Source organism: Bacillus sp. JJ1566, assembly GCF_036962685.1.
Taxonomy (GTDB): domain Bacteria; phylum Bacillota; class Bacilli; order Bacillales; family Bacillaceae_L; genus Ferdinandcohnia.
Genome location: NZ_JBALOP010000040.1, coordinates 34,533 through 49,408, shown reverse-complemented (window position 1 = coordinate 49,408; position 14,876 = coordinate 34,533). Strand labels below are relative to the sequence as shown.

General features: G+C 36.7%; 13 protein-coding genes and 2 pseudogenes. All 15 read right to left on the bottom strand.

Annotation, left to right across the window (positions count from 1 at the left end; translation table 11 throughout):
* Positions 1-327 (bottom strand): annotated as a pseudogene (locus V7112_RS15630) (glycosyl transferase); the annotation flags it as partial.
* Positions 328-444: 117 nt separating this feature from the next.
* Positions 445-1,524 carry a GDP-mannose 4,6-dehydratase gene (gene gmd / locus V7112_RS15625; RefSeq protein ID WP_335421418.1) on the bottom strand — a complete coding sequence of 360 codons (1,080 nt, stop codon included), beginning with the start codon at positions 1,522-1,524 and terminating at the stop codon, positions 445-447.
* 28 nt (positions 1,525-1,552) lie between these two features.
* Positions 1,553-2,494, bottom strand: coding sequence for a GDP-L-fucose synthase (fcl, locus tag V7112_RS15620; RefSeq protein WP_335421416.1), 942 nt, complete (start codon positions 2,492-2,494; stop codon positions 1,553-1,555).
* A gap of 33 nt (positions 2,495-2,527) precedes the next feature.
* A complete protein-coding gene (locus V7112_RS15615) occupies positions 2,528-3,292 on the bottom strand; it encodes a glycosyltransferase family 2 protein (protein WP_335421414.1) in 765 nt (254 codons plus the stop codon).
* A 14-nt stretch (positions 3,293-3,306) separates the two neighbouring features.
* Positions 3,307-4,191 carry an NAD-dependent epimerase/dehydratase family protein gene (locus V7112_RS15610; RefSeq protein ID WP_335421412.1) on the bottom strand — a complete coding sequence of 295 codons (885 nt, stop codon included), beginning with the start codon at positions 4,189-4,191 and terminating at the stop codon, positions 3,307-3,309.
* Complete coding sequence (locus V7112_RS15605) at positions 4,188-4,844, bottom strand: sugar transferase (protein ID WP_335421409.1); 657 nt, start codon at positions 4,842-4,844, stop codon at positions 4,188-4,190. The genes V7112_RS15610 and V7112_RS15605 overlap by 4 nt, the downstream gene beginning before the upstream one ends.
* A 4-nt stretch (positions 4,845-4,848) precedes the next feature.
* Positions 4,849-5,667 (bottom strand): formyltransferase family protein, encoded by an 819-nt coding sequence (locus tag V7112_RS15600; protein WP_335421407.1) that lies wholly within the window; start codon positions 5,665-5,667, stop codon positions 4,849-4,851.
* Between the two features lie 24 nt (positions 5,668-5,691).
* Positions 5,692-6,372 carry a PIG-L deacetylase family protein gene (locus V7112_RS15595; protein WP_335421405.1) on the bottom strand — a complete coding sequence of 227 codons (681 nt, stop codon included), beginning with the start codon at positions 6,370-6,372 and terminating at the stop codon, positions 5,692-5,694.
* 209 nt (positions 6,373-6,581) lie between these two features.
* Complete coding sequence (galU, locus tag V7112_RS15590; protein ID WP_335421404.1) at positions 6,582-7,460, bottom strand: UTP--glucose-1-phosphate uridylyltransferase GalU; 879 nt, start codon at positions 7,458-7,460, stop codon at positions 6,582-6,584.
* Positions 7,461-7,491: 31 nt separating this feature from the next.
* On the bottom strand, positions 7,492-9,330 hold the full coding sequence (locus V7112_RS15585) for a polysaccharide biosynthesis protein (RefSeq protein WP_335421402.1): 1,839 nt from the start codon (positions 9,328-9,330) through the stop codon (positions 7,492-7,494).
* Between the two features lie 70 nt (positions 9,331-9,400).
* The gene (locus tag V7112_RS15580; protein ID WP_335421400.1) at positions 9,401-10,168 is read right to left on the bottom strand and encodes a tyrosine-protein phosphatase; all 768 of its coding nucleotides are present in this window, start codon (positions 10,166-10,168) and stop codon (positions 9,401-9,403) included.
* Between the two features lie 192 nt (positions 10,169-10,360).
* Complete coding sequence (locus V7112_RS15575) at positions 10,361-11,056, bottom strand: CpsD/CapB family tyrosine-protein kinase (protein WP_335421397.1); 696 nt, start codon at positions 11,054-11,056, stop codon at positions 10,361-10,363.
* Positions 11,046-11,777: a YveK family protein gene (locus tag V7112_RS15570; protein WP_335421395.1), complete on the bottom strand. Its 732-nt coding sequence runs from the start codon at positions 11,775-11,777 to the stop codon at positions 11,046-11,048. The genes V7112_RS15575 and V7112_RS15570 overlap by 11 nt, the downstream gene beginning before the upstream one ends.
* Before the next feature lie 666 nt (positions 11,778-12,443).
* Positions 12,444-14,171, bottom strand: a complete 1,728-nt coding sequence (locus V7112_RS15565) for a leucine-rich repeat domain-containing protein (RefSeq protein ID WP_335421393.1) — start codon at positions 14,169-14,171, stop codon at positions 12,444-12,446.
* Positions 14,172-14,454: 283 nt separating this feature from the next.
* Positions 14,455-14,876, bottom strand: a pseudogene (locus V7112_RS15560) (choline-binding protein A); the annotation flags it as partial.

Genomic DNA, 14,876 nt, shown 5'->3' with positions numbered 1-14,876 from the left:
AAATAAACTGTCTATGTTTAAATAATAGCCGTGAATATTATGCAAATGAATAATGTCAGGATCAATATCTTTAATTTTTCGAATAAAATTTATTGTTGGTTTCTTTGATCCGAAACCATGCAAATCTAGTAATCTGGTCTTTAATGCATGGGTATAATTATTTAATTTATTTCCTACTCTAATAGGTGTACTTTCAGTTTTAGGATATTCTCTTCCAAAAGCTATATAACTTTCTTCTCCAAGACTTTTTAATATATTATCAATATCCGTAACTATCCGACCTGTGCTACCAACTCCGCAATGGGAATTAATTTGTAATACTTTCACATAAATACCTCCATTTCTCAATAAACAATTTGTAATTAGCAGATATATACAAAACATTTTTTCTAAACCCGCTAATTACAAATAAACTTATGAGGTAATTTAAAATTCACATAAACCTTAATCAAACATTCTCTTTTCTCCTGATTCATTCTTAACTTTTATCATATCAGCTTGAACCATAATTTTTACTAATTGCTCAAATGACGTTGCTCGTGGATTCCATCCCAATAATTCTTTTGCTTTTGTAGGATCTCCTAAGAGTTGTTCTACTTCGGCTGGGCGGAAAAATTTCGGGTCAACCTCTACAATTACTTCCCCTGTTTTTTTATTGATACCTTTTTCTTCAATACCTGCCCCTGTCCACTCAATTTCAATGTTTACATGTTTAAATGCTAAATCAACAAACTCACGCACTGAGTGCATTTCACCAGTTGCAATAACGAAGTCTTCTGGTTTATCGTGTTGTAGAATTAACCACATGCATTCTACATAATCCTTCGCATAGCCCCAGTCACGTAAGGAATCTAAATTACCTAGCATTAACTTCTTTTGTTTACCTTGTGCAATACGTGCAGCAGCAAGAGTAATTTTACGAGTTACGAATGTTTCACCACGACGTTCTGATTCATGATTAAATAATATTCCGTTAACAGCAAACATATTGTATGATTCACGATAATTTTTTGTAATCCAAAACCCATAAATTTTTGCAACCCCGTATGGAGAACGTGGGTAAAAAGGAGTTGTTTCTTTTTGTGGTACTTCTTGTACTTTACCAAACAATTCAGATGTTGATGCTTGATATACTTTTGTTTTTTCTGTTAACCCTAATATACGAACAGCCTCTAGTATATTTAATGTACCCTTTGCATCAACATCTAGAGTGTATCCTGGCATATCAAAAGAAACACGCACATGAGATTGTGCTGCTAAATTATATATTTCATCAGGCTGTATTTCAGCGATTAAACGAGTCACGTTTAATGCGTCTGTTACATCTCCATAATGAAGATGGAAGTTTTTATTGTTTAATAATTGATCTACTTCTTGTTCAGAGAGAAGATCTTCTAATCGTTCTTGATTATAAGAAGAACTACGGCGAATGATTCCGTGAACTTCATACCCTTTATCTAATAAAAATTCTGCTAAATACGAACCATCTTGGCCCGTTACACCTGTAATTATTGCCTTTTTCATCGTATCCTCCTAGTGTTGTAGTATATTATTATTTTACTAATTCTTCTTCATGTTTCAAAAACCAATTATATGCTTTCTTTAAGCCTTCTTCTAAATTAGTAGTGGCTTTCCAGCCTAGGTTGTTTATTCTAGTTACATCTACAAGTTTACGAGGTGTTCCGTCTGGTTTTGATGTATTAAAACAAATTTCTCCACTATATCCAACAACCTCTTTAATTTTTCGAGCTAATTCCCCGATCGGAATGTCTTCTCCTACACCAATATTAACTATTTCATTTCCTTCATAATTATTCATTAAGAATACGCATGCATCGGCTAAATCATCTGAGTAAAGGAACTCTCTCTTCGGTGTGCCTGTTCCCCAGACTTCTACAAATTCAGCATTATTTTTTTTTGCTTCATGGAACTTACGAATCAATGCTGGTAGCACATGGGAAGTTTGTAGATCAAAGTTATCATTCTCGCCATATAAATTTGTAGGCATAGCTGAAATATATTTTGTACCATATTGTCGATTATATGACTCGCACATTTTTATTCCTGCAATTTTTGCAATGGCATATGGCTCATTAGTTGGCTCTAATTTACCAGTTAGCAAATACTCTTCCCTTAATGGTTGAGGAGCCATTTTCGGATAAATACAAGTACTACCTAAAAATAATAATTTGGTAACATCATTGCGATAGGCTGCATCAATTACATTTGTTTGAATCATTAGATTGTCACGAATAAATTCAGCAGGATATTCATTGTTAGCAATGATACCACCAACTTTTGCAGCAGCCAAAAATACGTATTCTATATATTCTGTTCGAAAAAATTCATTAACCGCGTTAGAATCTCGTAGATCTAACTCCCTACTGGTCTTATATACAAGGTTAGTATACCCGTCATTAATTAGTTTTCTTAAAATTGCTGAACCTACCAAACCGTTATGACCAGCAACATAAATTTTCGATGTTTTATCCAATTTCTTTCACCACTTTTTAAATTTTTTATCGTATCATGTTAATAAAAATTCTTTAATTTTTAATGCTTTATAGAACAAATACTTTGCAAGGTTAAAATTCCCTCCATTTTCCTCTATTGCTTTTTTCATTTCCTTAGTTATTGTTAGTGTACTCTTTAAACCCGAACTACTTACACCACCTTGCCTCATCACCACCATATACTTATTCATGAAATAACTATTAATATTATGATTAACAAGGAACCTATACATTAACTCTACATCTGCAGCAATTTTAAAATCAGTTCGATATAAACCATATTCATGATATAATCCGGACTTACAATAGAATGTCGGATGTCCAGGAGTCCAACTTTTTTCAAATAAGCCATTGTTAAATTCCCTAGAAATCCAACGCCTTTTTACTTTTCGTGTTTCAGCATTAATATATACCATGTTACCGTATAAGCAATCGATATTATTGCTTTTGAAACAGTCAACGATATCAGCAATTACAGAATTTTCACAAAAGAAGTCATCTGAATTTAAAATTCCAATAACATCACCAGTTGCCAATTTTATTCCCTTATTAATTGCATCATAAATACCTGAATCTTTTTCTGAAATCCATCTGTAATCTTTAGTAGTATTCTTAAAAAAAGATTCATATTTTTTGATAATATCTATTGTACTATCATTTGATTTACCATCTACCAGGATATATTCAATATCTTCGTATGATTGATTTTTAACTGACTTTATTGTTTCTTCAATAGTTTTTTCACTATTATATGAAACAGTAATGACTGAAACTTTCAACAAAATCCCCCCTTTTACATATAGCTATTGTTTTTTTCAGTTTCCAGAATTGATTCTTTTAAGTCTCTTATTCTATAATTCTTCTTATAACCACTTAATTCCTTATCATAAACAAGACTTCCGAAAACTTTATTAATTAAGGCTACCTTTCCAGACATAATACCTAGTAATGGGTTAAAAAACTTTGTTAATTTAATCTTTTTCCCATTTACTTCAGATATTAAACTTACCATCTCACTTGTTTTAACATATTTTTCATTTTGCGGATAAAATATACCACTATCCTTATAATCGATTATTAACCTGAGAATTTCGCAAAGATTATCAATATGAAGCATACTACGTTCGTTATTTATATCAGGAAATACCGGTAATAACTTGGCGATTTTTGCTAGTTTAGGATAATTCCCTTTGGATCCTTTTCCATAAATCATAGGTGGCCTTATTATGGCAACCTTAAATTTATTACTTTCTAAGAGTCTAATTCCTTCCTCTGCTTGTAGCTTACTGTTCCCATAAAAGTTAGCCGGTGTAGGTTTGGTATTTATATTAATTACTCTAGTTTCATTAATACGACTACTATCACCATAAACAATAATACTACTCATAAAAATGAACTGTTTTACACCTTCGTTCTTTGCCTTTTGTGCAGTTTTAATCGTTAAATCCCGATTTATTCTATAATAGAGTGACTCCAGTTTGGGATCAGGATTAGAGTCTACATGAGCTATTCCTACAGTATGGAGAACTGCATCATATTCTTCAAATGAAGTTTCTTTCCATTTTTCATCCCTCAAGCTTATCGTATCTACAGAATATTTCTCTGGATACTGAGATATCCATTTCTTGAATGAAGTTCCTACAAAGCTGTTTGCTCCAGTTATTAGTATCTTTTTCATTGTGAAACATTCTCCTCTTTAGTGCCTGCTACCTTTGTAGACCCGAGGTTAATTTCAACTAAGGACTTATCTAGAAACTTATCCTCTCCAAATAAAACAACGCCAACTGTCCTTATTAAAATTTTGAAATCAAGCCATATACTAAAATGCTCAACATAAAAAATATCTAGCTTGTAACGATCCTCTAAGGAAAGATAAATATTACCACTTACTTGTGCTAAACCAGTCATTCCTGGATTCATATTAAGTCTTTTCGATATTTCATCCGTATAATCAGCCAGGGATGCTATCCTCTCAGGTCTTGGACCGATAAGACTCATTTCTCCCCTAAGCACATTCAATACTTGAGGAATTTCATCAAGTTTACTTCTTCTTAAAAACTTACCAATAGTTGTTACTCGATCGTCATCCTTCATGACCTCTTTGCCCTTTATCATGGTATCAGAACCTGGCTTCATTGTTCGAAATTTGTAAACCTTGAAGATTCTTTTATTCCGTCCCGGGCGATCCTGAAGAAAAAATATTGGACCTTGAGATGTAATCTTAATTAAAATTGCAATCAAAGTCCATATTGGAAAAAATGGTATTAGAACAACTAATGAAACTACAATATCAATCATTCTTTTAATTAAATTTTGAAACTTTCTATCCACTATTCTAACCCTCAATCTCAAAATCAATTGGAATTAAATACCCATCTCTTAGTTTAATTTTCCCTGAATCTTTACTTGTTTTTGCAGACCATATTCTAATGGTTTTACCATTGTTTTTATAGAAAGCACCTGGGTATGGATGTGTTACTGCACGGACTAATCTACTCGCTTCATCCATAGTCATCGTACTCACTATTTCTCCATCTTCTGGCTTTCTACCCGGCCATTCGGTTGCTTTTGATTCATCTTGTTTTATAAGTGTAATATTGTTAGTAACAATGTCTTTAAAGTATCTAGAGATTAATGTGATATGCATATCGTCAACTTTTTGATAAAGATCCGTTGCTGTTATAGTTTCATCAAGCTCTATTACACCTTGTCCGATAATATCTCCGGTATCAACACCTTCATCTAACTTAAACATTGTTACTCCAGTTTTATTCAAACCTTTAATGATTGCCCACGGAATCGCCGCTCTTCCTCTACCAAGTGGTAACAATGTTGGATGCATCCCAATACAACCATACGTTGGTGTTTCAAGAACTTCCTTCTTTGCAATTTGAGACCAGCCAATAATAAATAACCAGTCAATTTTAAATTCCTTTAAAGCATCTAGTACTTCTTGATCATTGATATTGTTAATTTTTAATAGAGGAACCTCGTGCTGCTGGGCAAGATCATCTAGATAAATTCTCCCGGATTTGTTTTTTGCCTTTTCATCCTTAAGAGTGATCATTAAGTCCAGATTTCCACCAATTTCGTATATTTCTTCGATGCAACTCATTCCTAATTGGACACATGTAGCAAATGCAATCTTCTTCAAACAAATATCCTCCTTACTGCTAAATTAAAGCCTTCTTCTAAATACACTCTCAAATGCTTCCGCATAAACCGTACCAGATTGTCCACCGCGATACGCCGCAAGCCCTTTAATAGCTTCGTTACTTCTAGGGTGAGGATAATCTCTCATAACACCACGATACGCTGCAAGTGCTTCAAGTTTTGTATCTATTCCAACTTCACCAACTTCAACAAAGGTATTGGGAGAAAACTGGTTCATTGCTTTATTTAATCCCCATTCAGTTGAAGATGGAACTTCCATAAAAAGAAGTTCTTTAAGAGGAGTAATGTCACTTCTTCTTTGAAATAATCTTACTGCAGCCTGACAGGCAAGCGATGTGTGTAAGTGATCATTATTTAAATCAGCAGGATGGTGAGTAAACACTACATCAGCATTTGTTTCAAGAATTGCTGACTCAATAAACTGAACAAGCTTTAAATGTCCAGCAGTGTTAAACTCTATATTTGGAAAGTTACCTTTAATTACTTTATCAACACCTAATATATTTAATGAATTATTCACATCATCATTAAGTTCTTCAGTGGTGGGACGGAAATTCCTAGCATTTACTTCCCCCGATAGAATGCAAACATTAACGGAATGTCCTTCCTGCGCAAGTTTATACATCGTCGCACCTGCACCTAATACCTCATCGTCAGGATGTGCAACAACTACTAAATATGACATATCGTTTACCCCTTTTATTTCAAAATTTATAACTCTTTTTCTAACATTTATTTTAGCTATTTAGTTTGCTAGTACTTAATTGGAAAAGGAAGTTCCAACTAACTACTAACTAACCAAAGTCTCAGGCTATTTTGCTTTAGTCTAACATTTAACAAATATTTACCAGCAATATCCTTACGTATCGCTGGTAAATATCATTTATCAGAAAGTTAGTTCATCACTTTGTGACACTCTACAACCTCAGCCAAATACTTCAATAAATCATCACGAAGTGATTCATTCTTTAAAGCAAACTCAACTTGCGTCTTAATAAACCCAAACTTCTCTCCAACATCATAACGAGTACCTTCAAAATCATACGCAAACACTCGTTGAATCTCATTCAATTGTTGAATCGCATCTGTTAATTGAATTTCTCCACCTGCACCTGTTTCTAGTTTTTCCAAGAACATGAAGATCTCAGGAGTTAAGATATAACGACCCATGATTGCTAGATTTGATGGAGCTTTGCCTGGGGCTGGCTTTTCGACAAAGTTTGTAACCTGATACCTTCTTCCTGTTTGTATTGATGGATCCACAATTCCATAACGATGTGTTTCTTCATCTGGTACGGTTTGGACACCAATGATGGATGAATACGTTTGTTCATACTCATCCATTAGCTGACGTAAGCACGGTTTATCCGCTTGGACAATGTCATCTCCAAGTAACACGGCAAAAGGCTCATCCCCGATAAATTTACGGGCACTCCATACGGCATGTCCTAATCCTTTTGGTTCTTTTTGACGGATATAGTGGATATCTACCCTTGAAGACTTTTGAACCTCTTCCAAAAGTTCTAGCTTACCTTTTTCTAAAAGGTTTTGTTCTAATTCGAAAGAGTTATCAAAGTGATCTTCAATCGCACGTTTCGTTTTACCGGTCACAATGATAATATCTTCAATTCCAGACTCTACTGCTTCTTCAACGATATACTGGATTGTTGGCTTATCAACGATTGGAAGCATTTCCTTTGGCATCGCCTTTGTTGCAGGCAAAAATCTTGTTCCTAATCCAGCAGCAGGGATGATGGCCTTTCTGACTTTCATTTTTAAATGACTCCCTTTTCTACTTAATTTATTAGTTCACAGCTGAAACTAACTTTTCTTTCTTCGGCTCAACACGGTTATTTGCTAGATCTAGTAATCTCTTACTCAATTCTTCCGTTTCAAGCTCTAATCCGTGAGCGAGAATCTCTTTTACTTCTTCCTTATAAAGGTTGTAGGTCTTGCCGATATAAATCTTCGGATAGATTTGACCTTTATCAAGATGAATTTCATCTGCATTTAAGAGCTCTTCGAACATTTTTTCACCTGGTCGTAAGCCAGTGAATCTGATTTCAATTTCATCTAAAGTATAGCCTGATAATGTTATCAGGTTTTTCGCTAGGTCAACTATCTTAACGGGTTCACCCATATCCAGCACAAAGATTTCTCCACCTCGTGCCAACGCACCTGCCTGCAACACAAGCCGTGAGGCCTCCGGTATTGTCATAAAATATCTTGTCATTTCAGGATGTGTAACCGTTACGGGTCCACCAGCTTGAATTTGCTTTTTGAATAACGGAATAACAGACCCGCGACTTCCAAGTACATTTCCAAATCGTACAGCCGCAAACTTTGTTTTACTTATTAATGCAAGATTCTGAATCACAAGCTCTGCCATCCGCTTCGTCGCACCCATCACATTCGTGGGGTTAACCGCCTTATCCGTCGATACAAGAACGAAGTTCTTAACACCAAATGTATGACAAGCTTCTGCTACATTTCTTGTTCCAAACACATTGTTCTTGACGGCCTCTTTAGGGTTGTACTCCATTAAAGGAACGTGCTTATGAGCCGCAGCATGATACACAACATCAGGGGCGTGTGTTTCAATAACTTCAAACATGCGATTGCGATCCTGTACATCGCCAATGACTGGGATAATTTCAAACTGTGTTTTGTATTTATTGCGGAGCTCCATGTCGATTAGGTAGATGCTGTTCTCCCCGTGTCCGACTAGGATAAGCTTTTTCGGATTGAATGAGCTTACCTGACGACAAATCTCAGAGCCGATTGAGCCACCTGCACCAGTTACAAGTATTGTTTTACCTGTTAGATATTCGGAGATACTCTCTGTATCTAGTTTAACAGGCTCTCTACCAAGTAGATCTTCCACCTGTACATCACGGATGCTATTTACGGTTACTTTTCCAAGCATGACATCTTCAATGAGAGGCATGATTTGTGTTTTTGCTTTTGTCTTACTGCATTCCTGGAAGATATCATTGAGTTCCTTCTTATTTAATGAAGGAATCGCAATGATGATGTTTTCGATTTTTTTCGTCTTGACGATTTCTTCGATTTTATTAATTCCACCTAAAACTGGTAGATTGTAGATTTGTAGATTTTGCTTTTTCAGATCATCATCTACAAAGGCGATCGGTCTTAGGTCGAGATCGTGGTTATGGTGGAGCTGTCTTGCGAGCATTGTACCTGCTGCACCCGCACCGACAATTAAAGTTCTCTTCTTATTCTTGTCCTCACGGTAAAAGGCATCACGGAATAGTCGCCATGAAAAGCGTGAGCCTCCGATAAAGAGGATATGTATCATCCATGTGAGCATGAGAACTCTGACATATACATCTCCAATTACGAAGAATTGTACGATTCCTAATGTGATGATGGAGAGCGTAACAGCCTTCGCAATGCTGATCAATTCACCAATACTTGCGTATTCCCATGCCCGTTTATATAGACGGTTTAGATACGCAAATCCATGGTGGCTCACTAATAGAGTAATAGAGCTTATCAGCAGAACTGGCATTGTGAAAATATGAAAATAAGGATGAAGTGTAAAATAACTAATATAAATGGCTGTTAATACAATGATGGAATCAATGATGATTAATGATCCTAATCTCTTTCGATAAGACAAGACCATACTCCCCCTTTCATACCGTCTCTATGTATATTTTATAGAGTCGCAATTTCCCTTCTATGTTCAATCAAAATATCCCAAACAGTTTCTTTTTCTTTATTCGTTCTGGGGTACCTTTGACAATCGTCTTTCCTTCTACTAATAGCTCAGCATTCTCGACAAAAAAGTATTGCGCTGCCACTCCAAATTCCTTTACCAGTTCATCATACGCTTGACTCATTCGAAATGGTCGGGTTGATAGATTGTGAGCATCTGATGCAACAAAATGGGTTAAGTTCGATTCAACTAAATGCAATGTGAACTTTTTAATTTTTTTACCGAAATGGCCCGTAACACTTGACGATGTGATTTGAGTGCAAGCCCCATTTTTCACAAACTTGTATAAGAGGTCCGGGTTTTCAATCAGTTCACTGTTTCGCTCTGGATGGACAATCACAGGTGTCATTCCGTTTAACTGAATATCGAACAGAAGCTGTTCTGCATAGCGTGGAACATGTCCGCTTGGAAATTCAACGAACAGGTATTTCTCGCTGTTATTTAGTGAAAGTAGTTCACCTTTGTTATAGTCCTGTAGAAGTTCGCCATCGATTCGTGGCTCTTGACCTGGTAAGATTGTAAGTGGAATATTGCGTCGAGATAATTCTTCATTTACCACCTCAACCGCCTGGAGGATTTTTTCTTTCGGGTTCTCATATTCCCCTTTTTTATAATGAGGAGTTGCGATTATTTGTGTTATTCCTTCTTTAGCTGCCTGTTCGGCCATCTTAATCGTTTCATCTAGGTCTTTTGCCCCATCATCAAGACATGGGAGTATATGGCAATGTATATCAATCATAATCGATCGCATCCTCTATCTTTTACTTTTTTCGACAAATTATTCTACCAAAATACTTACAATTGTAATAGTAACATGTATATTCATGTAACGGTACGGGGGAATTTTGTCGAATACCGTCGAATAACGAGAAAGGAAATATTTACACAAGATAAATATTTCCTTAGGTCCTTCTTCTTAGCAAATTCGTTCTTATTTTTGAGCATAATAATAGTAATATGAGCTCTCTGTTATCTTCTTGTTATTTAATACAACACCTAAAAGCTTCGCTTTCGCGTTTATTAGAAGCTCTTTCGCTTTCAGTGCAGCTTCTGTTTCCGTCTTCCCACTGCTTACAACCAAGACGACACCATCTGTTTTATTAGCTAATATCTGGGCATCTGTAACTGCAAGTGTTGGTGGTGTGTCAAAAATGACCATATCGAAGTTTTCTTTTACTTCGTTTAGGAATTCTTCCATTGCCTTAGAACCAAGAAGCTCTGCAGGATTTGGAGGAATTGGTCCACTTGTTAGGACAGAGAGATTTTCTTCCTTTGTATTTTTAACAGCTTTTATAAGTGTTGATTGTTTTGTTAAGACGTTTGTTAAACCTATATTGTTCTCTACTTGGAATGAATAATGAGCCGTTGGTTTACGTAAGTCGGCATCAACTAATAAGACCCTTTTGCCTTGCTGAGCAAATACAACCGCAATGTTATTGGTTGTTGTTGATTTTCCTTCACCTGGTCCTGCTGAAGTGACCATGATTGTTTTCATTTCTCCATCTACGGATGAAAATTGAATATTCGTACGAATCGTACGATATTGTTCTGAAATTGGTGATTTTGGGTTCACCATAGTGATTAAGCTTCGGTTTTGTAATTGAAATTGTTTACGTCTACGCGCCAAGAGAATCCCTCCTACCTGTCGTACGTGTTCTGTTTGCTAGTTGTGTTTCTTCATTAAGATCAATTTGTGCAATTGCGCCTAATACTGGAAGCCCAAGAAGTTTTTCGATATCTTGCTCTGATTTTACTGTATTGTCTATATACTCAAGTAGGAATGCTAAACCAACACCTGCCATTAAACCTACTACAAGAGCAATCGCCATGTTTAGTACCGGGTTTGGTTTAACGGGTGATGGATTTTCTGGTAGTTCTGCTGGTGACAAAATGCTTACATTGTCAACATTCATGATTTTGACAATTTGTTTTTTAAATACATTTGCTGTTGTGTTGGCGATTTTCACGGCCATTTCAGGGTCTGGGTGCTGTACCGTAATTTTCATAACCTGTGAGTTATTTGAACTTCCTACCGTAATTAACTCACTTAAAGTTTCAGTTAGATCAAGCTCTTCCTTCACAATATCTAAAATTGCGGGCGTCTTAATTATTTCGTTATACGTATTAATTAAGTCTATGTTTGTTCTAATATCTGATTGGTTTAAGTACGGCTGTTCTGATGCTTTTTGGTTCACTAGAATTTGCGTAGAAGATTGATAAATTGGTGTTAAAAAGAAAAAACTTACAACCCCAACAGTAATCAAAGCTAAACCTGAAATCATTATAATTAACCATAAACGTTTCTTTATGGTCTGGAATATTTCTCTTAAACTAATAGTCTCTTCCATTTTCATCCTCCTGTAAGTGGGTCACAGGGACTCATTTCTTGTCCCAATTAATAGTCAGTCTATTGGTTATTATATACAAGGAATTTACAAATATCTACATAATCCGAGTAAATTCTTATGGGAGTTTGTACCTAATCGACTAAATCTGGGAAATTTAAGGGAATTGCGGTGTGGGACACAGGGACAGGTTCCTTGTCCCACAGTCCTATGCTAATGTTTCTATTCTATTTTTGTTGTCGATTTTTTTATGATTTTAATAGACAAGATATTACGAATTTCACATTTTCCTTATGGTATATTTCATTCAAAACTTTAAGGAAGGGATTGATCTATTTGGCATTCGAATTGATCCTTGATGTTGTGTTTGGTCCCCGAGAAGTTTTTCACGACATGGAATGTGGAGTTTGTGGACATGACGAAATTTATTATATCGACCCGAGCACTCGGAAACAAATCGGTAGAGCTTGTAGTGGTTGCGGGTTTTTTCAGAAATTTGTAGATTAATAGCCAAGTAAGGTGGAGGGGATGAGGACCAGTGGAACCGTCCCCGTGGTCCTCTGTATTTAACCTATTTTTACCTTTCAGATAAGCGAAAGAGGCGGGAAACAGAGTTATCTGTTTCCCGCCTCTTGGTTTTGGGACGAGGGACCTGTCCCCCTGTCCCACTTATCGGATCCAGGCTCCGTTAGAACCTAGTTTGTAGCCGTCGATTGTTGTGTTGGCAGCCATTAGTCCGCTGTTGTAGAAGTAATACCATTGACCACTTACTAGTTGCCAGCCGGTTTTCATGCTTCCGCCACTACCGAGGTAGTACCAGCCACCGTCATATAACCAGCTATTTTCTAGCATAGCTCCACTATTGTTGAGGTAATACCATACGCCACTAGTGCTCACCCATTTGTTTGCTGCCATAACGCCATTAGAGCCAAGATAGTACCATTTGCGGTCATAAACCCAGCTACTTGTCTTCATGGCTCCACCTTTGTCTAGGTAGTACCAAGCTCCACCGCTTTGGACCCAAGCATTTTCAACCATGACGCCATTGTTATTTACATAGTACCATGCACCGTCATAGACCCAGCTGTTAGTCTTCATGGCCCCACCCTTGCCCATGTAGTACCAAGCTCCGCCGCTTTGGACCCAAGCATTTTCAGCCATGACACCATTGTTATTCATGTAGTACCATGCACCGTCTTGAACCCAGCTGTTTGTCAGCATTTCGCCATCTTTTCCGAGATAGTACCATGTGCTACCGCTTCGGACCCATTTATTTTCGGCCATTGAGCCGTCTGCATTGAAGTAGTACCATTCGTCACTGATTTTCGCCCAACCAGTTGTTGGATTTCCATATCGATCGACGTAGTACCATTTATTATTGTTATAAACCCAATCAAATAGATTGAAATACACACTTACCCCGTTTGCTCTTAGTGCTTCTACAATCTTCAGGGAAGCTTCACTTAATGGATTCGTATTTAGTTCCACATACCTTAGAGCTGGCAGGGTTAGAAGTACTGAAATATCACTAATATTATTTCCGTAGAGATTGAGATATTCCAGGTTCTTTAAATTAGAGATGAATGAAATATCGGATACATTTGATAGAGTTAAATCCAATTCTTTTAGATTTGTTAACTCCCCAACAATTGAATAATCTGTTAATGTAAGCCTTCCAAGACCTAAGGTTTTCAGATGAGGTAGATTTGATAGGAGAGAAATATCTTTTATCGGATTCACGTTTACTTCCAATCTAGATAATTTTGTTAGATTTGATACTGGTGTAATATCCGAAATTTGGTTTCCTGATACATCTAGGATTTCAAGGTTTGTTGCTGCCTCAAGCCCTTCTAAAGATTTTATGCCTAGGGCATATGCAAATGTATACTTTAGCTTGACTACATCACTTATTTCAAGTGCGCGATCGCCAATCTCTAGAGATTGCTTGACCGCATACTCTAAAGCTGCATCTTTAAAATAAGAAGGAACAGGTAGTGTTTTTACAGTATGAAAGACACTTGCTATCACCTTGCTATTGCGCACTACTTTTATTCCTACTTCATATTCTGTTTCTGGAGTAAGTCCCTTAAATGGGTAAGTTGCGTATTCAAAATAAGGAATTTGGGTCTTCAACACACCGTCTAAGAAAAGTTGAAACTCAAGACCACCCACATCTTGCGTCCCATAGTGATAAAAATCAACGGTTATAGATGTATCTTGTGTTATAGCATTATATATTTCGATTTGATCTTCTACTATAGCATTTGTTTCGGATACAGATGGTTTGGATGCTAGTTTTGGAGCTGCATTTTCCGCGCCAACAGAAGCTACAGGCAACAGAAATGTAACGATTAATGAAAAGATGATGAGTGAGATGAATGATTTAAACCTTTTCATGTCTTATCCCCCTTTACCATATTTGTAAAATTATACTAAATTATACAATATTTATAGAATAATAGGTATATTGAGTTTAGGCATTTTGTTAATGAATAAAGGGTTTTGTATTGGGATATAGGGACAGTTGGTTACAGGCCAGTTACTGTAAAAATGTAATTCGGGTTTCATCATAGGGACCAGTGGAACTGTCCCCGTGGTTTTTAAACAAAAAAGGCAGGAAACAGAGTTATCTGCTTCCTGCCTTTGGTTTTGGGACAAGGGACCTGTCCCTATGTCCCACTTATCGGATCCAAACTCCGTTAGAGCCTAGTTTGTAGCCGCCGATTGTTGTGTTGGCAGCCATTAGTCCGCTGTTGTAGAAGTAGTACCATTGGCCGCTTACTAGTTGCCAGCCGGTTTTCATGCTTCCGCCACTACCGAGGTAGTACCAGCCGCCATCGTAAAGCCAGCTGTTTTCTAGCATAACTCCACTTTTATTGAAGTAATACCATACGCCACCACTGCTCAACCATTTGTTTGTCGCCATAACGCCGTTAGCGCCAAGATAGTACCATTTGCCGTCATAAACCCAGCTATTTGTCTTCATGGCTCCACCTTTGCCCATGTAATACCATGCGCCACCGCTTTGGACCCAAGCATTTTCAAGCATGACACCATTTTTATTTACATAGTACCAAGCACCATCTTGGACCCAGCTGTTTG

Coding starts and splice junctions, on each gene's coding strand:
- V7112_RS15565 (WP_335421393.1), bottom strand. CDS start 14,171: ATGAAAAGGTTTAAATCATTCATCTCACTCATCATCTTTTCATTAATC.
- V7112_RS15610 (WP_335421412.1), bottom strand. CDS start 4,191: ATGAAAAAGATACTAATAACTGGAGCAAACAGCTTTGTAGGAACTTCA.
- gmd (WP_335421418.1), bottom strand. CDS start 1,524: ATGAAAAAGGCAATAATTACAGGTGTAACGGGCCAAGATGGTTCGTAT.
- galU (WP_335421404.1), bottom strand. CDS start 7,460: ATGAAAGTCAGAAAGGCCATCATCCCTGCTGCTGGATTAGGAACAAGA.
- V7112_RS15570 (WP_335421395.1), bottom strand. CDS start 11,777: ATGGAAGAGACTATTAGTTTAAGAGAAATATTCCAGACCATAAAGAAA.
- V7112_RS15595 (WP_335421405.1), bottom strand. CDS start 6,372: ATGTCATATTTAGTAGTTGTTGCACATCCTGACGATGAGGTATTAGGT.
- V7112_RS15580 (WP_335421400.1), bottom strand. CDS start 10,168: ATGATTGATATACATTGCCATATACTCCCATGTCTTGATGATGGGGCA.